This is a genomic window from Nocardia sp. NPDC046763, from assembly GCF_040645495.1.
GTDB lineage: Bacteria > Actinomycetota > Actinomycetes > Mycobacteriales > Mycobacteriaceae > Nocardia.
The window spans coordinates 40,572-58,114 of sequence record NZ_JBEYYI010000006.1; the positions used below are offsets into that span (position 1 = coordinate 40,572).

Genomic DNA, 17,543 nt, shown 5'->3' on the forward strand with positions numbered 1-17,543 from the left:
ATTGCGGCCACGAACTTGATCATTTTGCTGGACATATCTGTTCCTCGATGTCGAGTGATTTGTCCAGTGCAGCCGGGCAACCTCAGTGATTGCCGCCGAGCCGCTGCGCTGGCGATTGAGCGGCGAAGTCTGCTACGGCAGACGGTGGTATGAATGCTGTCGCTCGTTTCGCCGCTCTCGGAAGCGGCTCATGACACACTTCGTCCGTTCTCGACCCCGACCGGTTGTCATGGTCCTACATGACGAGCGACAGCCACACGGTGAAATTTGCCGAACCAGACCTTGTGCGAATGGTCCGGTGCCAGGCCCTGTCACGACCGCGTCGACCTGGCGGCTCCGGTAGCTGTATTGGACCGAAGCGACGTCCTTTTCACAGTGTTGAGGCAAAGGACGCTGATTCAGGTTAACCGCGATCGGCCAGCATCGCTAGGGGCCAGACGTCTTCATTCGCGGGCCAGCAGGTCGGCCCCGCTTTCGAGACTGCTCAATCGCCGAGACCGATCACTGTCCGCAGAATCATGAAGACAGCGGCCATGCCGAAGCAGCCGAGTCCGACAACCCATACCTTGAACATCTGCCGCATCGGTATCAGCTTGCCCACATACCCTGCGTCCAGGTCCGCGATGTCTTGTTGCATCGCGAATGCCGCGCCGTGCGCGCCCCAGGTTCCCACGTCGAGTTCATTCTGTTCGAAACGCTCCAGCCAGAGCTCGTCCTTGCGGCCGGCGAGGCGATGGCTCGCCATCAGCATGATCGAGATGATCGAGACGATCAGCGCGAGCAGCGAGGATGCGATCCGCGCGACGGGATCATTGCCTGCTCCCATGGAGATACTGAACAGGAAGGCCTGAGCGGTCAGGCTGAGCGCAGGCACCTGCCAGAGCAGATTCTCGTATTGCAGATGGCGGTCCGCCACCACGAAGTAGAGCATCTCCAAATCGGGCAAACGCGAAGATGATTCGTTCACGAAAGCCTCCGAGACCGATCGCCCTCACCGCGCTGCTCGCCGATCAGACCGGCGCGGGCCAGCAGCAAGCCGCTGACCACGAGCACCCAGACCGGAAACACCAGCGTCACCCACCGGCTCATCTCGCTGCCGATCAGCAGCGCCACAGCGAGCACGTAGCTGAGCACGACGAGCCACCGGGGCATCAGCCTGGTCTTCGCCCAGATCGTCGCGAGCGAGATCATGAATACCGCGGCCATCCGCAGTGCGTAGGTTTGACTCGCCGAGATCACCATCATCCTGCCGAAGTTGATCACCTCGGTGCGGGCGGCCGAATCGGTGACGCTGTTGTTGCTCGTCACGAGGCCGGCGATGCCAGCGGTCGCGACGAACATCATCGCGAGGAAGAGCAGTCCGCTGCCCAGGAATACCGACAGGAAGAACCGGTCTTCGTGGCGTCCGAAGCCGTCGCGGACGACGCCGATGAACCATAGGAAACTGATTCCGGCGAATGGCATCAGCACGGTCGCCGTGGCGAGCGCGCCGTGCCGGCTCTGCAGCCATTGCGCCGAATCCTCGACGTGGTCGGGCATTTGGATGCGAATCAAGACCAGCGTTGTACCGAGCAATATCGCGAAGAGCACCCCTGCCAGTGCGGCGGCTCGCGGCGTTGACAGTTGACCCAGAGGCGGCGCAGGCTTGCTTTGTTGCGACGGAGTCGGCATGGGGTCATCCTGCCAGAATGGGTTGCCTGCCCCGGTAATTCGGCGGTATTGCCGCCGCGTATCGCGGTCGGCAGCCTAACAAATCGACAACAGTTTCCGACCTTCGACCTCAGCCGATTCGCGGCATCCATTTTTCGGTGCCGAGTGCGGGTTACGACACGGTCTCAATATGTGGCTTACTGCGAAAGGTGTGGGCAACATGCCAACCGCCGATCAGGACTGGAGTAAACCAGCAGCGCTGGCCATCCCCAAGGAGGGCTACTTCGAACTGCAGCGCGGCAGATACGGTCCCACCTATCCACGGACCCCGGCCTGTTACGGGTTCTCGATCATCGCCAAGGTGAAGCCCGGCCGGGAAGAGGCCATCCGCGCCCACGGCAAGCGGATCCAAGACGCGGTGGCCGCAAGCCCGGACGTACTGGCACCGCTCCGGCTGCACTACCTGCGGTGGCTGCTGTTCGATGTCGGCTTCGGACTGTACTTCCAGTATCAGGGCATCTTCGATACCGATTTCGACAAGTACACCGAAGACGCCGTGATGCTGTTCTCGCAGACCGGCATAGACACCGTCTTCACAAACCTCGAGGGATTCCCGGAGGACTGGAAAGAGAATCCGGAGTCATTCGTCGAATTCGTTCGCAAACATCAGTTTCCGAGTTTCCTCGAGTACGGCGAGTATCCTTACGTCACCTCTGACGAGATCAAGAAGGCGCTGCGCGCGAAGGCGGCATTCTCCGACATGCTCGATCAGATGCAGTAGCCGACGCCATGCTCGAACTCGAGGATATTCAGCACATCCTGCTGACCCGCACCCCGGCGGTGACCGGCCGCTATGAGTTCCTGTCCTTCGACGACCCCGCCGGGGGCCGGGCCTGGTTGACTCCGCTGCTGGACCGGGTGCAGTCGGCCGCGGACGCGCGCGCCACGATGGACAGTTCGCAGCGCTGGGTCACACTGGCCTTCACCTGGAACGGGCTGCGGGCGCTCGGGGTGCCAGAGCAAGCGCTTGCCACCTTTCCCGACGAATTCCGCGAGGGCATGGCTGCCCGGGCCGACATCCTGGGTGACACCGGCGCCAATCATCCCGACAACTGGGTGGGCGGGCTGGCCGGCGCCGACCTGCACGCCATCGCAATCCTGTTCGCCCGCACCGAGGACGAACGACAGCGATGTACGGCCGAGCACGAGAAACTGGTGGCCGGCTGTCCGGGCGTGCGCGTGTTGTCGTTCCTGGATTTGAACGCGACACCGCCGTTCAACTACGCCCACGACCACTTCGGGTTTCGCGACCGCTTGTCCCAGCCGGTGATGGAAGGATCCGGGGAAGAACCGACCCCGGGCTCGGGCGCGCCGCTGCAACCCGGCGAATTCATCCTGGGCTACCCCGACGAGGAAGGGCCACCCCACGGGCTGCCGCAGCCGGAGGTCTTGTCCCGCAACGGCAGCTACATGGCCTACCGGCGGCTGCAAGAACACGTGGGTGCATTTCGGGACTTCCTGCGTGAGAACGCCGACACGCCGGACGGTCAGGAACTCCTCGCCGCCAAACTCATGGGCCGGTGGCGCAGCGGCGCACCCCTCGTGCTGGCACCGGATCACGATGATCCCCAGCTGGGCGCGGATCCCTTGCGCAACAACGACTTCAACTACGAGCAGATGGACCCGCACGGTTATGCGGTGCCGCTGGGCGCGCATGCGCGCCGACTCAACCCGCGCGATACCGCGGTAAACATGAACCGGCGCAGGATGATTCGCCGCGGAGCCACCTACGGACCGGCGCTGCCCGAGGATGCGCCCGACGACGGTGCGGACCGGGGCATCGCCGCCTTCATCATCTGCGCCAGCCTGGTTCGCCAGTTCGAGTTCGCCCAGAACGTCTGGATCAACGACAAGGCATTCCACGAACTCGGCAATGAGCACGACCCCATTTGCGGAACCCAGGACGGCACCCTGGAATTCACCATCCCCAAGCGGCCGATCCGAAAGGTGTACACGAGCCTGCCCGCCTTCACCACTCTCAAAGGCGGAGCGTACTTCTTCCTGCCCGGTATCAGCGCCCTGCGCTACCTGGCCACGCTCGAAACCGAGAGGTAGGGACCTCATGAGCAGCCTGCCGACGGCACGCACCTACAACCAGAGCCACATTCCGCGCACGGCCGACGGGCGGCGGCGGATCAGCATCTACTGGACGTGGAGCTACCCCTGGGAAGCCCAACGCGATCCCGCCGAAATCTACAACCGCTTCTCCACGATGACCGAGGTCCGCAACGTCGCATGGCCGGCCTACGAGACCCCCGACTACGACAAGGACCATTTCCTGCAGGGCATCGCCGGCACCCTCGAGCTGTTCCACCGCTCGACACTGGATTTCCAACAGCTGGCAGGGCAGGCCACCGGTCACCCCGTCGCGGTCTTCCAGCGCATCGACCAGGCCGGCTACTCCCTGCCCGTCGACGAACGCGTCCTGGCCGACACCGACACCCTGATGGTGTTCGGGCTCGACCATCTCCTCGCCGAACAGCAGGCCGCCCCCGAGGAGATCGACGCCATCCGTGAGTGGCTGCAACGCGAGGGCACCTGCCTGCTGCTGGCGCCACACCACGACGTCGGCTTCACCGACGACAACGCGCAGCGGCAGATCGAATACGAACATCACGGCGACCCGCTCGTGCCGCGCCAGCAACGATTCGGCCAGTACACGCGCTCGCTGATGAAAGCGCTCGATGTGCCGGTGCACAACACCTGGGGCCTACGCCCGGCAGTCGTCGAGGGCACCAATCAGATTGCTCCCGTCACAGCGTTCCCCGACCTGGACACACCCCGGCTCCTCGACCAGGTCACCACATTCAACTTCCACCCCCATCTGCCGCATTACCACCTCACCGCGCCCGAAAGCGACTCGCTACGCGTGCTGGCCCGCCAGCGCGTCGACCCCAACCGACCGCATCCCTTCACCACCGCCGGAAACACCGAATTCAACGCCTTGATCTGGATGCCGCCCGCCGGCCCGCGCGCCGGCGACATCCTGCTCATCGACTCCACCAACTTCACCACGCTCTTCGGCGGCACCGACAGCCTCAGACACCTCTGGCACAACCTCGCCACCATGAAATGACCTGGCATCACCACGGCGATGAGGCTCGTTGTGAATAGCTCCGACGAGCCCATGACGGTGGTTGATCCGGGGGGCGGCGGAGAGCCGACGTCAGCGAGGGCACGGTCTCGACGTTTTCGTTGACACCTAACTCGGGTCCCCCATCCGGCGAATCCACGGCCGATTCGACACCGGCTATGGGATTCGAGCGAGAGTGAACGAGCAAGCACGGCAGTGTCCTTCGATATTCAACCGGCGCGGACACCGTGGCCATCTCGAAAACTGCCGTGCCCGTTCGGCGTCCACCATCCCCCAACATTTCGCACCAGGAACAGCAGGTCGCACCACGTGATACACGACTTCGCCGAGGCCCGGGTCAGGCGAAGCGGCGGGACTTGGTAGACAGGGCGAGTCGGCCGCGCGGGGTGATGCGGTAGCGGCCGCGGGGACGGCTGGGGGTGACGAGACCTCGGGATTCGAGTTGAGAGAGGGCGTTTCGGGTGCGGTAGCCGTTGAGAACGGCGGATTGCTGAATCTGTGGGGCGGTGAGGGTGTGGTCGGGGTGGAGGGCAGTGAGTACGGCTATTTCAGCGGGGGTCATGGGGTCACCTCGGGGCTTGGGGGCGGTGCCTGCCGGTGGGATGGCCTGGCGGGCAGCGGATGTCGATGTGGCCGCCGGTGGTGAGGGATAGGCGGAGGGTGGTGTGGCGGGACTCGCGGCCGAGGCGGTACGAGTCCCACGCGGTGTGGGCGGTAATGGCGGTGCAGACCACGATGATGGACAGCAGCGCCCATGCGTCCCAGGGCATTTCGACCTCCTCGTAGCGAATTCTCGGTTGACTCCACTGTGATTGCACAGCCACCCTTGCGGAAGAGCTTCAACGAAATACGTTGACGTTCCACGATGGACCACCCCACGAAAGGCACTCCCCAGATAGCGAGGCTAACGAAATGGTCGGATCCACCATTCCCAAAAGGGCATTCGGTCGATTTCTTCGCGGGCTCCGCGAGCATGTCGGAGCGTCGTTGCTAACGGCCAGCTTGCAAATAGACACCTCCAAGCAAACATTGGTCCGGTTGGAGGACGGGCGGCCCACAAAAGTCACTACGCCGCAGCTGAAGTCGCTACTGGACCTGTACGAGGTCAGCCCAACTGTCCGGCAAGAGGCGCTGGAGATGTGGTATGAGGTCCGGCAGCAAGACAAGGCCGCCAAGCTTCAGGGCGCGTACAAGGGGTGGTGGCAGGCCTACGCCGACCAGTACGCCCCGCATTTCGACCATTACCTGCGACTCGAAGCGACGAGTAACCACTGGGTCAGTCACCAACTCGTCCTTGTACCAGGCCTGTTGCAGACGTCCGAGTATCGCCGAGCGATTATTCGAGCCACTCACCCGGACCTGTCGGATATCGATGTCGAACGCCGGTTGGAACTCGCGGCACGCCGGCAGGAACGCGTCGCAGAACCGGACTACCGCATGGACGCACTACTGTCGGAGGCCGTCTTGCGCCACAGGCCCGGGGGGCCAGCGGTGATGGCCGCCCAGCTGCGCTACCTCTGCGAGGCCGGCACGCGAGACAACATTTCGATCCGAGTCGTGCCGTTCAACAAGAACACACACGAGGGTCTCGTCATCCTGTCGTTCACGATGCTCGAATTTCCACCCCTCTCATGCCATTTGATGGAACCACCCTGCGTCTACATCGATGGAGCGGAGGGGGCGCTCTACCTCGAGAGCGACCGAGTGATCGATCGGTTCAAAAAGGCAATCTCGAGTATTCGGCGAGTAGCGTTGAGCGAGAATGACACCAGAGATCTGATGTCGGACATCGCGAAGGAGCACACGGCGTGATAGCCGATCAGTCGAATGCCAGGTGGTTCAAGTCGTCGAGATCAGCCGACGCCAACGAGTGTGTCGAGATCGCCTTCATCGGTAAGGGCGCGCGCGTCGTCGGGGTGCGCGACTCGAAAGATCCGGGCGGGCCGGTGCTCGTCTTCTCCGGTGAGCAGTGGGATCGATTCCTCGGTAGTGGGATCTGGCGCTGAGCTGCGGCTGGTGATCTCGGCGGATGGAGGCCGAGATCACCGGCCGAGAATTTGCCCTGGTCGCTGAATATTTGCCATCGTGTAGGTAGTCCCCGGTTGGGGGCCCGGACGAGGGAGCCGTACCCGGTGTGCGACAAGACGGCCTTCGGAGGTTGTCATGTCGTGGCTGGTGTTGGTCGTGTCCGGGGTTTTCGAGGCCGTGTGGGCCACCGCGCTCGGGAAGTCGGAGGGGTTCACCCGGCTCGGGCCGACGGTGGTGTTCGGGGTGGCGATCGTGGTGAGCATGGCGGGGCTGGCCTATGCCATGCGGGGGCTGCCCGTGGGGACGGCGTACGCGGTGTGGGTGGGGATCGGGGCGGTGTTGACCGTCGTCTACTCCATGGCTACCGGCGGGGCCGCGGTCAGTGCGGTCAAGGTGCTGCTGCTGGGTGGGATCGTGGCGTGCGTCATCGGGTTGAAGCTGGTCGGGTAGCCGCTATTTCGGGGGATCCAGCTCGACCGCGTCCGCGGGGACGCTCGGAACCGATTGCACGGTCTGGGTTTTGGTGGCGGGATCCGCGAGGAGGAGCCGCCAATCCTCGGACGCCCAGAGCACGGTCTCGGCGGTCGCGGTGATGCTGGCGTCGGAGTAAGTGGCATAGACGGTGAGGTCGGCGCGATCGGGGGTGTAGGCGGTGAGCTTGTAGGCCGTGATGCGCGGGGCGACCACCGGATTGGCGGGGGCGGTGATCGAGACCTGCGCGCGAGCCAGCACCCAAGAGTCCTTGGCCGGACCAGGAATCAGCGAAATGGCCGCCACCTGCGGCCATGCGCCGTCCGGGGCCAGTGATAGCCGGGTGCTGCAATTGATGGCGGCCAGGGCCGCGCCCTGCGGGGTGTGAGAGAAGCCCGCCGCGGTGGTGCCGAGTTTGCTGGGACCGTCGTGACTGCCGATGGGGAGCTGGACTCCCTGGTAGTTCTCCCAGTGCACGTCGGCGGGAGCGCGGGCCGGATCGACCGGTGTGGTGGTCGTTTTCGCGGCGTTCTGATCACTGACGCCGCAGGCAGCGACGCTGAGGACGGCCGCGGAGACGACCACGGTCGAGACCGCGGCGGCGAAGGTTTGCGCGTGGTGTGCTGACTTGGCGCGCATGAGGATTCCTCCGGGTAGACCTGATCGTGATCGAGAAGTGTTGCGGTGAAGCCGGTTCGGATGACGCATAGGCGGGCGACGTGTCGTGATCCTACGAGTGCCGGGCAATGATCTACGAGTGTTGCTCGGCTCGGTTTAACAATTCGTCACTCCTGTAACGGAACCGGTTGTGGGGGATCATGATCCGGGTAAGATCAGGGCCGCAACATGATCATCGCAGGTGGTGGGGTTCATGATGGATCGTCGGGACCTGGTTCCGATGGGTCACCTGTGTCATCGGCCAGTGGTGCGGAATGCCATGGCATCCGGGGGATTCGGGCCGTGCGCCCAATGCTGTCCATTCGGGGAAGGGGAATTGGGGACATGAAGACCACACGAACTTCGATCCTGTTGTCGATGCTGCCCATCGCGCTGGTGGCCGGCCAGGGCGTCGCCGCCGCGGCCCCGGGCCAGCCGGGCCTCGCCGTACCCGGCGACGGGCAACCGGGCCTGAGCACCCAGCCGCAACAGCCGCCCGCGAATTCCACGCCCAGCCCGGCGGATTACATCCCGGATCCGCCGATCGCGCCCCCGAACCGTCCCCGGCCGAAGCAGCAGACAACACCGCAGCAGGACACCATCATTCAGCCGCAGGCAGATGCACCGCAGGCGCAGACGGACCAGCCCGCAGCCAATGCGCCGGAAGTAATGCCGTCGGACCCACACAAACTTCGTGTCGGCACGAATGCCGTCGAACTGCCGGACTTCGTCGATACCAAGACTCGGGACAAGGCGCAGTCCTATCTCGATATGGCGGAATGGCAGATTGCCGCGTTCTACGACGGATTGGGTTTCCCTCGTGACCAATCCGACCGAATGGCCGCCGGAAGCGTGTCAGGCAGTGTTGCTGGTGCGGGTGTCGGCATGGTCAGCACCGGGCTTTTTGTGGTTGGCGGGTGCGCGGTCGGCGGCGTTATCGGCGGTGTCGCCGGGGCTGCGATCGGCGGCATTCCCACCGGCGGCGTGGGCGCCCCCGTCGGCGCAGGCATTGGTGGTTCAGTTGGTTGCCTAACAGGCTCACTAGTCGCCGGATTCCCAGGCATGTTCGTCGGTGCCGCCCTCGGCGCGGTAGCGGGCGGTGTTCTCGGCGGTCTCACTGGAGGCACTCCGACCACGCCGCCGGCTGCCCCGACAGCTTTGCTCGATACCGCTGCGCAGGTACAGGTTTCGGATCCGGCGACGGGTTTGCCCGGGGTGCAGCCGGTTTCGGCGATCTCCGGATTGCCCGCGCCGATCGCGCAGGTGGCCGCGCCTTTAGTGCAGCAGGTCGCGCTGGTCGGCCAGCAGGTCGCCACCACGGTCGAACAGCAGATCGCACCGGTCGCACAGCAGGTCGCCACCATGGTCGAGCAACAGGTCGCGCCGGTGGTGGAGCAGGCGGCTACCGGGGTCGGGCAGCAGGTGGCCGCGGCGGTGCCGCAGGCCGCGCCCGTGGTCGAGCAGGTGGTGGACGGTATGAACGCGCAGGTCGACTCGTTCCGCACCGCCGTCGCGCAGATGCCCCCGCTCACCCCCGAAGCCTTCATGGCCGCCCTGCAACCCGCCACGCCGGGTGCGTGACCGGAACGGCACGGGCAACGCCGTGACTCCAGACACCAACGCCTCCCACTCCGCTCCAGGCCACCTGCCTCCCGACTCCACCACCACGCCCCGTCACCCCGCCCCCACCCCAACCGGCCGCGCCCACGACTTCCTCGCCCTCGACCCCGATCCCGCCCTCCCGGCATCCGCCACGGCTCGGATCGAAGGCCGCGCAGCCCGGGCCGAAAGTGCCGCTATGGACGGTCGAGGCGGGGCTGGGCGGCATCGGGCTGCGGAAGGTTGGGAGGGATTCTCGGCGGACCGGGAAGGGGCCGCCGGGAATCTGGCCGGGGGCGTTGGGGGTTCGGGGGCGAGTGGGGGGCGGCCGGTGATGCCGGTGCTGGCTCCGGGCGGTGGGGACCCGGTGGAGGCGGTGGAGGCGGAGGCGCCGGGGTGGGCCTCGTGGCTGACCGAGGCGGCGGTGCCGGCGGCGGGTGAGGCGGGGCGGCAGTTGGTTCGGGCGGACGAGTTGAGGGCCGAGGATCCGATGGCTGCGCTGGTGTCCGAGGCACGGCGGCGGGCGGTGCAGACGCAGCGGCGGTTGCGGATTCGCAATCGAGCGCTCGCGATTGCCGGAGTTTCGCTGGCACTGGTTCTGGTGGCGGTGGTCGGGTGGCTGGCGCTCACGCCGGGCGACTCGCAGGCGCCGCAGGCGGTTCCGGCGACCAGTACGGCGGACACGCGCGCCTCCGGCGGGAATCAGCCGGGGCTGGTCGCCTGGTGCCAGGAACTCAGTACGCCACAGCGGGTGAGCGGCGACACCGCGGGCGACCTCATCAGCGGGCCCGGCGTCATCATGCACCTCGAATACGCCTGGTACGTGCTGCGCGACGCGGGCGCGGTGCGCGCCCTGCTCACGCCGGACGCCCACGTCGCCGCGGAACAGGCCACCCGCGACGCGATTTCGGCCACCCCGGCCGGCACCAAGCACTGCGTCACCATCACCGGCGCGGACGCCGACCGCTGGAACGTCACCGTCGACGAGAAACATCCCGACGGCAGCCAGACCTCCTGGCAGCAGGTCATCACCACCGCCGCCCGCGACGGCCAGGTCCGCATCACCTCCATCGTCGCCGGAAGCCGGTGAGCCATGGTCGACATCGACGACCGGCTCCGGCCCACAGCCCCCGGTCCCCCCGCAACCCCCAGACTCCGATCCGGTCCAGAACACCCGAACACGAGTGCGCGCCAACCTGATTCATCACGCACAGCCGAGTCGTCGAGCCACGCTGACTCAGCACACCCAACGGGTCCGACGGGGCAGATCGACTCAGCACACCCAACCGATCCTGCGGGACAGATCGACTCAGCGCACCCGGGCGGTCCGGCCGCTCCGGGCGGGTCGATGCAGCGGGCGGTTGTGGAGGCACGGCTGGTGGAGGCGGTGCGGGCGAACGAGGCTGGGGGCTCGAGGGATTCGGGGTGGAGTGAGCTGATGCAACCCGGCCCCGCCGGTTCGCCTACCGATGGTGTGCCGTTGCGGGGTGGGCAGGGGCGGCTGGTGCGGGCTGCCGTGCCACCGGTGCTGGTGCTGGGTGGGTCGGGGGCGTCGGGGGCCAGTACGACGGCGCTGGGGCTGGCCGCGGCGGCGGCCGTGGACAGTGACGGCGAGGTGTGGCCGGTAGTGGTGGACGCCACACTCGGGGGCGGGGACGTGGCGCTGCGCGGGTGTGATGCGGCGGCTCCCGTGGGGAGCCTGCAGAAGTGGCTCGGCACTACGTATCCGGGGCTGGCGTCGAGCGTGGGCGCATGCTCGGGGCAGACGTCGACCGGGGTTCGCGTGCTGGGGCGGACGCCGGATCCATTGCCGCGCAGGGAATCCCTGGTGTCGGTCGCGCGGCATCTCGAAAATGCGGGGCTGCTCGGGGTTTTCGATGCGGGCGCACCGGTCACCAGCCGGCTGGCGGCCCCGCTGCTGGCGGATCCCCGGGTGGGGCTGGTGATCACCGTGGCCGCACGCCCTGACGCCATCAACCGCCTCCAGCCCGCCCTCACCTGGCTGGACGAGAACTTCAGCGAATTCGTCGTCGGCGACGCGGTCATCGTCCTCACCGAACAGGTACCCGGCTCGGCCGCAGCGGTTCTCGACCATGTGCGCACCCACCTCGGCTCCTGGGTCCGCGCCGTGGTGCCGATCCCCTTCGACCTCCACCTCGCCACCGGCGGCCCCATCACCTGGCACCATCTCACCGCCCCCACCCGCGACGCCTACCTCACCCTCGTCGGAGCGCTGCGATGACCACGCTCCACGACCCACGCCGCGCCTCAACACAACCGGACCCGGCACCGCACGCCGCCCACACCCCGCCACCGCACGACACCGGCAACTCGGGTCCAGCACCGCGAACCGCCCACAGTCCCTACGATGGCGACGAGACAACCTCTGGTCGGCCGTCTGCGCCGAGCACCGCATGGCAACCGCTGGGCGGCGGCGAATGGCGCGGCGGCGCAGACCATTCCGACGCGCCGCCGCCGAGCCCGCCCGCGCCCGCGGCTCCTCCGGTGCCGATGTGGCATCGCGCGGTACCCAATCGCCCGCCGCGCCCGCCACTGGTCTGGCTGGTCGGTGTGCACGGGGGTGCGGGGGTCAGCAGTCTCGCGGCCAGTCTCAGCTGGGCGGGGGACGCGGGGCAGCGGTGGCCCGCGCGGATCGGGCTGGCGGGGGATCTGGATTCGCCGCTGGTGGTGCTCGTCGGGCGCAGTCATCTGCGCGGGGTGAATGCCCTGCACCGGGCGCTGCTGGCGCATCAGGCCAGGGCCACGCCCGCCGGCAGTCAGGTGGTCGGCGTGGTGACCGTGTCGGATTCTGCTCGGCCGCTGCCGATTCCGGTCGCGCAGCGGCGCGAGGAGATGGAGGGCCTGGCCGTCGCGCTCGGGGCCCGCACCTGGCGGCTGGGCTGGCTCGAACAGTGGCGAGCCCTCGAACCCTACGAAATGGCGGAATGGGATCCCGCCGCCGGTGGCTCACCGGTGGACGACGGGGATCCCACTCGCACTCCGCCGCAACCGGTTCGGCTTCTGGCCGAGCAGATTCTCACCGCGGCGCGCATTGCCGGGGCGCGGATCACCGAACGCGCGCAGCAAGGCGCGGAACCAGCCAGTCCATAACCTGATCGAGGTGCGACATGCATCGAAAACTGCTGCCCACCGTGGGGTTTCGGAGTTCGGCACTCTTGACCGCAGCCGTCTGCATCGTGGCGACGGCAGCCGTCGGGCCTGCTGTGCTGAATTCGGCGGAAGCCCGGGGCGGGCCACCGGACACCACGGTCCCCATCGACAAATGCCCGGCGCTGTTCGCACTCGGTGTCCAGGGCACCGGCGAATCCTCCCCCGACGCCGCCGTCACCACCGACACCGGCATGCTGTCGGAAGTCTTCCGGCCCATGATGGCCGCCGCCAGCGACGCCGGTCTGGTGGACCGCGCCTACGTGCCCTACGAGGCGTCCTTCGGCGGCGCGGTGACGGTGTCCACCACCACCTACAGCCAGTCCGTCACCGGCGGCCTGGACCGGCTGCGGTCCATGGCCGAACAGGTCGCCGACCGCTGCCCCAGCACGAAACTCGCCATCGCCGGGTACTCGCAGGGCGCACACGTGGCCTCGCAGTTCGCGCAGGAGGTCGGCGCGGGCCAGGGCACCGTCCCGGCCGACCGGATCGCGGCCGTCGCGCTCTTCGGCGATCCCAACCGCAATACCAACGCACCGCTGTTCCCGGGCAAGCCGGATCAGAAGCTGCCCACCGCCGCACCCGGCACGGACGGCAAATCGGTGGCGGCACTGGGGGATCCGCCCGCCACCAAGACCGCGTCCGGGGCGGGCATCGCCCCCGACAGCGCCACACTGGAGAACTTCGGGACCCTGGTCGGGCGGGTCGCCGAATTCTGCACCGAGGGCGACCTGGCCTGCGATACTCCCGTGGGCGCGCCGCTGGTACGGACGGTTGCCAATATCGCTGGGCAGGTGGAGATTTCGGCGGGTGACCCGATCGGGTCGCTGAAGTCCATCGCGGAGGCGCTGGCCTACACCTCGATCAAGACCGTCACCTCGGTGGTGAACAACGACGTATCCGGCAACTCGCTCACGGATCTGTCGTACCAACCGCAGAAGTCGATCTCGCAGCGCATCGCCGAAGCCTCCAACCCGAACAACCAGGTGGACGTCCCGGGGGCGTTCCAGGCGCTGCTCAAGGTCGGCACCATCGCCATCAATTCCATTGTGGCCGTGGTGAAGGACATTCTGACCCCGGCCAATATCACCGAGATCGCGACCGCCGGACTGGCCAACCCCCTCGCCGGACTGGCGGTGTTCGGGACCAAGCTGGTCGGCGCGGTCACCAATCTGGTGCCGCCCACCACCATCAGCCGGCTCACCACGCAGGCGTTCACGGCCGTCACCCAGAACGTCACCGACAACAAGGATCTGCTCGACATCACCACCTGGGTGCGATACTGGGACACCGCACAGAAGCACGACTACACCCACGCCCAGGGCGCGGGATTCGGGGAGAGCCCGACCGACTGGGTCGGCCAGTGGTTCGCGGCCGTCGCCCACGACCTGTCCGGGGCCGCCACCCCGGGCGCAGTCCCGAGCGGCGGCAGCGACAAACCCACGCTGGGAATGGATTTCGCGGGCACCTCGACGACTCCCACCAGCGTCGCACCCAACGGGCAGTTCCCGCTCGGCGGCGGCACCGGCCCGAGCACGCCCAGCAGCGGCGTCCCGGTGCTGAGCTTCTCCCCCGCCCCGACCACACCCACCACCAGCGGGGCGCCACTGATCCCCGAGCTCAGCCCGCGGGCGACGCCATGAGCACCACCGAATCGGAGTCGCGGACAACGGAATCGGAGCCGCCCACCCCGCCGGACGAGGGCGAGCACGCGTATACGGGCAGTTGGTCGGACTGGATCACCGGCGCGGCCGGGCCGGTGCTCGCCGGATACGGCGAGTATTCCGAGCAGTCCGGCAGCCGCAGGGAAAGCGCGGCCCGCCGCGAGGGCTACGCGGCCGGTCACGACGAGTACGAAGCCGATGAATTCGACGACGAGTACGACGATTTCGACGACGAGTACTACGAACCGCGGTCGGCGGATTCGAATCCCCAGCAGGCGACCCGCCGGGCCGAAACCGCTTCGGAGCACAGCGGGCCGGGCACCCGGCCGACTTCCGGCTCGGCCCACGCTCGGTCGATCGAGGAGCCGTCGGACACCCTGCAGGCGAGCGCGTCCCACGCCCGGCTGGGCCGCGCCCGGGCAGGCGATCCGCCACGAGCTCTCACGGCCTACGACCTCGCCCGGCACGCCTCGGGCACCGACGGTCCCCCGCCGGGCTACCCGACCGCCCGCCGGCCCCTGAAGCGGGCCGCGCGGCCGACCAGGTCGCGACCGAGATTCGCGCTCCCCACGCTGAACGGGGGTCAGTGGGCCGTCCCGCTGCTAGGCCTGCTCGCCGTCCTCGCGGTGACGGCCGCGATCGCGGTTCAGATCTCCAAGGTCACCGGCGGCGACGCACCCGCGAAACCCCATGTCGCCACCCCTCGGGCCGCACCCGCCGCATCCATACCCGCCGCAGCGTCACCCACCGACCAACCGGCGTCGGGCGTGCCCGCCAACCTCTGCCCCAATGAGGTGAACGGCGGCAATGTCCGCGGCAATGGTCCCGGCAGCACCAAATCCGGCCCGGACGCCATTCTCGCGCTGCAGAACCGCTACTACGTCGACCGCTCCGGCAAGGCGGTCCGCGCGATGTTCGCGCCGGACGCACCCACGCCGACCGTCGACCAGATCCAGGCCGGCATCGACACCATCCCGGTGGGCACCACCTACTGCGTGCAGATCATGCCCGGCCCCTTCGACGGCCAGCACATCATGGTCGTCACCGAACAGCACCCCGACGCCACCAAACGCACCTGGTCCCCACAGCTGGTCATCACCACCAAGATCGGAGACGCGACCCTCATCTCCGCCATCGTGCCCATGAACGAGGACACCCCCAAATAGCCACCGCGCCACAACCGGAACGCCACCACCCCGCCCCGGCGGCGCGCCGGGGCAACTCGGGGTTTGCCAGGCGTTTTGGAAATGCGGGGAAGGTGGGCTAGTGTTCTCTCTCGCAGCCGGGCGGGCCGAAACGGGCCGGACGGAAGCGATGCGGATGTAGCGCAGCTGGTAGCGCATCACCTTGCCAAGGTGAGGGTCGCGGGTTCGAATCCCGTCATCCGCTCAACACAGACAACGAGACGCAGCGCCTGAGCCGCGAAAGTTGTTCACACACAATAGGTCCCGAGCACATTCGCAGCCATATCGGCGTGATTTCGCGGTAACCTTGTCAGAGTGACCATGTTGCTCAGCGCCTTCCACGACACTGTGCTTTCCCAACACGCCGTGCTCGCCCAGCTCGGCAATCCGACACCGGAGACACCGCCGGTGGCGGACAAGCTCATGAAGCTCGTCCGGTACTTCACCTGGTTCGTGTTGCTGTCGGGTGTCCTGGGGATCACCTACGCCGGTGGCCGCTTCGCCTGGGAGAAGTGGTCGGGTGGCGGGCTCGCCTCCCCGAAGATGGTGGCCGGAGCGATGATCGGCGGGATCATCGCCACCAGCGCGGGCACCATCATGAATGCCGTCATCGGATCCTGACCGTTCCACGGCAATTCCGGCCGTTCAGCGCGTGGTGCGCCGTGTGTCGGTGGGCACCGTTAGGCTCGTCGAACAGACTGGCGAAGACGGGTAGGGGCCTTGACGACGAGCGATGCACGCACCGCGCGCGCCACACCGCGCGACGACCCGGCCGAGGGAGTCGACTTCGGGCTGGAGCATGTCAATGAGGTGCTGGCCGCCATGGTCGGCGACGTCGTGGCCGATCGGCCACGCGATGCCGAGCTGATCACCTGCCGGCTCGGACTGGACGGGGAGGGTCCGGAGACGCTCATGCTGCTGGGTGCGCGATTCGGGGTGTCCCGCGATCGGGCGCGGCAGCTGTACACGCGGGCCGTGGGCACCATGCTGCGGCAGACACTGGCCACCGGGCAGCACGATCTGGGGGTGTTCGCGGACCGGTATCCCGTGGGGTGGGGTGACGAGCGACTGGTGCGGACACTGCTCGCGGAAACCTATGCCACCGACGGCGATATCGCGGCACAGGACTGGGCATATCTGAAGCTGCGGCTCGCCGGGCACGATCTGCAGGACTCGAAACGACTGGCGGGCTTCGTCTTTCAGCGCATCGCGGGCTGGCAGCAGAAGGGACGCTGGCATCTGCTGCCCGCGGCGCAATCCGATGACACACCCGACGACATGTGGAACACGTGGCTGCGGCGCGTCGAATGGGGCGACGGCAGCCCCGAGGAACTTCCGGTCCTCCCGGCCGGACGCCTGGACTACGACGATGACGGGCGCGGGCGCATGTACTCCGAAAAGCTCGGCCGCGAAGTCACTTTCGACACCGCCCTGCAGGCGCGCCTGCTCCGCCTGCTGGACGCCAGCCCGCGCGTGGAATCCTTCCGCGAACTGCCCGCCGCCGTAACCTACGAACTCGACGGCGCCAACCGCGTCCACTACCCCACCGCCGCAGCGCGATTCACCGATGGCCGCACCGTCCTCATCGACGTCCTCCCCCTCGCCCACACCGCACTGCACCCACAACGCGCCCGCTCCGCCGCCACCCGCGCCCACGCCTTCTCCCGCGGCTGGGGCTGGCTCACCTGGACCGGCAGCCGCCACGGCATCCCGGAACTGCTGTCGCGCACCGTGAACCCCCACCACGAGTCCACCCTGACGAGCCGCCTGTCCACGGGCCCGATGACCTGGTCGACCCTCGACGCCTACCGCACCGAGACCGGAATCGACCTCCTCGACCTGGCCGCCCTCGTCCTACGCCACAACTGGCACTGGCTCCGCGCCCCCTTCCGCCTGACCCCCTGACCCTTTCGAAGATCAGGGAGCTCTCACAGCGGAATTTCGGTCACGGCCGAATCAGCCTGTCGT

19 protein-coding genes, 1 tRNA gene and 1 riboswitch are annotated in these 17,543 nt (G+C 67.3%); of the genes, 15 read left to right on the forward strand and 5 right to left on the reverse strand.

The features are described from left to right. Positions 1–484: 484 nt before the first annotated feature. Positions 485–967, reverse strand: a complete 483-nt coding sequence (locus ABZ909_RS11720; RefSeq protein WP_356997986.1) for a hypothetical protein — start codon at positions 965–967, stop codon at positions 485–487. Further along, positions 964–1,671: a hypothetical protein gene (locus ABZ909_RS11725; RefSeq protein WP_356997987.1), complete on the reverse strand. Its 708-nt coding sequence runs from the start codon at positions 1,669–1,671 to the stop codon at positions 964–966. Before ABZ909_RS11725 ends, ABZ909_RS11720 begins: the two co-directional genes overlap by 4 nt. A 199-nt stretch (positions 1,672–1,870) precedes the next feature. On the opposite strand from ABZ909_RS11725, the gene ABZ909_RS11730 reads away from it, so the two are divergent. From ABZ909_RS11730 to ABZ909_RS11740, 3 genes are read left to right on the forward strand one after another with little or no spacing between them, the layout of a single operon-like run. Continuing rightward, positions 1,871–2,431 (forward strand): hypothetical protein, encoded by a 561-nt coding sequence (locus tag ABZ909_RS11730; protein WP_356997988.1) that lies wholly within the window; start codon positions 1,871–1,873, stop codon positions 2,429–2,431. An 8-nt stretch (positions 2,432–2,439) separates the two neighbouring features. Beyond that, positions 2,440–3,765 (forward strand): peroxidase, encoded by a 1,326-nt coding sequence (locus ABZ909_RS11735; RefSeq protein WP_356997990.1) that lies wholly within the window; start codon positions 2,440–2,442, stop codon positions 3,763–3,765. A gap of 7 nt (positions 3,766–3,772) precedes the next feature. Beyond that, entirely contained in the window at positions 3,773–4,786 is a 1,014-nt protein-coding gene (locus ABZ909_RS11740; protein ID WP_356997991.1) for a hypothetical protein, read from the forward strand. A 355-nt stretch (positions 4,787–5,141) separates the two neighbouring features. On the opposite strand, the gene ABZ909_RS11745 is transcribed toward ABZ909_RS11740, so the two are convergent. Further along, positions 5,142–5,366, reverse strand: coding sequence for a hypothetical protein (locus ABZ909_RS11745; RefSeq protein ID WP_356997992.1), 225 nt, complete (start codon positions 5,364–5,366; stop codon positions 5,142–5,144). A 4-nt stretch (positions 5,367–5,370) separates the two neighbouring features. Beyond that, positions 5,371–5,574, reverse strand: coding sequence for a hypothetical protein (locus ABZ909_RS11750; RefSeq protein WP_356997994.1), 204 nt, complete (start codon positions 5,572–5,574; stop codon positions 5,371–5,373). 142 nt (positions 5,575–5,716) lie between these two features. Here ABZ909_RS11750 and ABZ909_RS11755 point away from each other — a divergent pair, with 142 nt between their 5' ends. The 3 genes from ABZ909_RS11755 to ABZ909_RS11765 all read left to right on the forward strand — a co-directional run bounded on the left by ABZ909_RS11755 (position 5,717) and on the right by ABZ909_RS11765 (position 7,282). Then, positions 5,717–6,616 carry a helix-turn-helix transcriptional regulator gene (locus ABZ909_RS11755; RefSeq protein ID WP_356997996.1) on the forward strand — a complete coding sequence of 300 codons (900 nt, stop codon included), beginning with the start codon at positions 5,717–5,719 and terminating at the stop codon, positions 6,614–6,616. Next, the gene (locus tag ABZ909_RS11760) at positions 6,613–6,810 is read left to right on the forward strand and encodes a DUF397 domain-containing protein (protein ID WP_356997997.1); all 198 of its coding nucleotides are present in this window, start codon (positions 6,613–6,615) and stop codon (positions 6,808–6,810) included. Before ABZ909_RS11755 ends, ABZ909_RS11760 begins: the two co-directional genes overlap by 4 nt. Positions 6,811–6,895: 85 nt before the next feature. Beyond that, positions 6,896–6,958, forward strand: a riboswitch (guanidine-III (ykkC-III) riboswitch). Positions 6,959–6,967: 9 nt separating this feature from the next. Further along, positions 6,968–7,282 (forward strand): SMR family transporter, encoded by a 315-nt coding sequence (locus ABZ909_RS11765; RefSeq protein ID WP_356997999.1) that lies wholly within the window; start codon positions 6,968–6,970, stop codon positions 7,280–7,282. Positions 7,283–7,285: 3 nt separating this feature from the next. Here ABZ909_RS11765 and ABZ909_RS11770 read toward each other — a convergent pair whose 3' ends face one another. Beyond that, positions 7,286–7,942, reverse strand: a complete 657-nt coding sequence (locus ABZ909_RS11770) for a hypothetical protein (RefSeq protein ID WP_356998000.1) — start codon at positions 7,940–7,942, stop codon at positions 7,286–7,288. Positions 7,943–8,305: 363 nt separating this feature from the next. Here ABZ909_RS11770 and ABZ909_RS11775 point away from each other — a divergent pair, with 363 nt between their 5' ends. The 9 genes from ABZ909_RS11775 (at position 8,306) to ABZ909_RS11815 (ending at position 17,480) form a co-directional block, all read left to right on the forward strand. Further along, the gene (locus ABZ909_RS11775; RefSeq protein WP_356998002.1) at positions 8,306–9,541 is read left to right on the forward strand and encodes a hypothetical protein; all 1,236 of its coding nucleotides are present in this window, start codon (positions 8,306–8,308) and stop codon (positions 9,539–9,541) included. 352 nt (positions 9,542–9,893) lie between these two features. Continuing rightward, on the forward strand, positions 9,894–10,649 hold the full coding sequence (locus ABZ909_RS11780) for a hypothetical protein (RefSeq protein WP_356998003.1): 756 nt from the start codon (positions 9,894–9,896) through the stop codon (positions 10,647–10,649). 348 nt (positions 10,650–10,997) lie between these two features. Then, positions 10,998–11,801 (forward strand): hypothetical protein, encoded by an 804-nt coding sequence (locus ABZ909_RS11785; protein WP_356998005.1) that lies wholly within the window; start codon positions 10,998–11,000, stop codon positions 11,799–11,801. Further along, positions 11,798–12,670: a hypothetical protein gene (locus ABZ909_RS11790; RefSeq protein WP_356998006.1), complete on the forward strand. Its 873-nt coding sequence runs from the start codon at positions 11,798–11,800 to the stop codon at positions 12,668–12,670. Before ABZ909_RS11785 ends, ABZ909_RS11790 begins: the two co-directional genes overlap by 4 nt. Positions 12,671–12,687: 17 nt before the next feature. After that, positions 12,688–14,370, forward strand: coding sequence for a cutinase family protein (locus tag ABZ909_RS11795; protein WP_356998008.1), 1,683 nt, complete (start codon positions 12,688–12,690; stop codon positions 14,368–14,370). After that, entirely contained in the window at positions 14,367–15,557 is a 1,191-nt protein-coding gene (locus tag ABZ909_RS11800; RefSeq protein WP_356998010.1) for a hypothetical protein, read from the forward strand. Before ABZ909_RS11795 ends, ABZ909_RS11800 begins: the two co-directional genes overlap by 4 nt. A gap of 150 nt (positions 15,558–15,707) precedes the next feature. Next, a tRNA-Gly gene (locus ABZ909_RS11805) sits at positions 15,708–15,780 on the forward strand. 116 nt (positions 15,781–15,896) lie between these two features. After that, positions 15,897–16,196: a hypothetical protein gene (locus ABZ909_RS11810; protein ID WP_354837076.1), complete on the forward strand. Its 300-nt coding sequence runs from the start codon at positions 15,897–15,899 to the stop codon at positions 16,194–16,196. Between the two features lie 99 nt (positions 16,197–16,295). Next, positions 16,296–17,480 (forward strand): hypothetical protein, encoded by a 1,185-nt coding sequence (locus ABZ909_RS11815; RefSeq protein ID WP_356998011.1) that lies wholly within the window; start codon positions 16,296–16,298, stop codon positions 17,478–17,480. The last annotated feature ends 63 nt before the right edge of the window (positions 17,481–17,543 follow it).

Coding starts and splice junctions, on each gene's coding strand:
- ABZ909_RS11725 (WP_356997987.1), bottom strand. CDS start 1,671: ATGCCGACTCCGTCGCAACAAAGCAAGCCTGCGCCGCCTCTGGGTCAA.
- ABZ909_RS11730 (WP_356997988.1), top strand. CDS start 1,871: ATGCCAACCGCCGATCAGGACTGGAGTAAACCAGCAGCGCTGGCCATC.
- ABZ909_RS11735 (WP_356997990.1), top strand. CDS start 2,440: ATGCTCGAACTCGAGGATATTCAGCACATCCTGCTGACCCGCACCCCG.
- ABZ909_RS11740 (WP_356997991.1), top strand. CDS start 3,773: ATGAGCAGCCTGCCGACGGCACGCACCTACAACCAGAGCCACATTCCG.
- ABZ909_RS11745 (WP_356997992.1), bottom strand. CDS start 5,366: ATGACCCCCGCTGAAATAGCCGTACTCACTGCCCTCCACCCCGACCAC.
- ABZ909_RS11750 (WP_356997994.1), bottom strand. CDS start 5,574: ATGCCCTGGGACGCATGGGCGCTGCTGTCCATCATCGTGGTCTGCACC.
- ABZ909_RS11755 (WP_356997996.1), top strand. CDS start 5,717: ATGGTCGGATCCACCATTCCCAAAAGGGCATTCGGTCGATTTCTTCGC.
- ABZ909_RS11765 (WP_356997999.1), top strand. CDS start 6,968: ATGTCGTGGCTGGTGTTGGTCGTGTCCGGGGTTTTCGAGGCCGTGTGG.
- ABZ909_RS11770 (WP_356998000.1), bottom strand. CDS start 7,942: ATGCGCGCCAAGTCAGCACACCACGCGCAAACCTTCGCCGCCGCGGTC.
- ABZ909_RS11775 (WP_356998002.1), top strand. CDS start 8,306: ATGAAGACCACACGAACTTCGATCCTGTTGTCGATGCTGCCCATCGCG.
- ABZ909_RS11780 (WP_356998003.1), top strand. CDS start 9,894: ATGCCGGTGCTGGCTCCGGGCGGTGGGGACCCGGTGGAGGCGGTGGAG.
- ABZ909_RS11785 (WP_356998005.1), top strand. CDS start 10,998: ATGCAACCCGGCCCCGCCGGTTCGCCTACCGATGGTGTGCCGTTGCGG.
- ABZ909_RS11790 (WP_356998006.1), top strand. CDS start 11,798: ATGACCACGCTCCACGACCCACGCCGCGCCTCAACACAACCGGACCCG.
- ABZ909_RS11795 (WP_356998008.1), top strand. CDS start 12,688: ATGCATCGAAAACTGCTGCCCACCGTGGGGTTTCGGAGTTCGGCACTC.
- ABZ909_RS11800 (WP_356998010.1), top strand. CDS start 14,367: ATGAGCACCACCGAATCGGAGTCGCGGACAACGGAATCGGAGCCGCCC.
- ABZ909_RS11810 (WP_354837076.1), top strand. CDS start 15,897: ATGTTGCTCAGCGCCTTCCACGACACTGTGCTTTCCCAACACGCCGTG.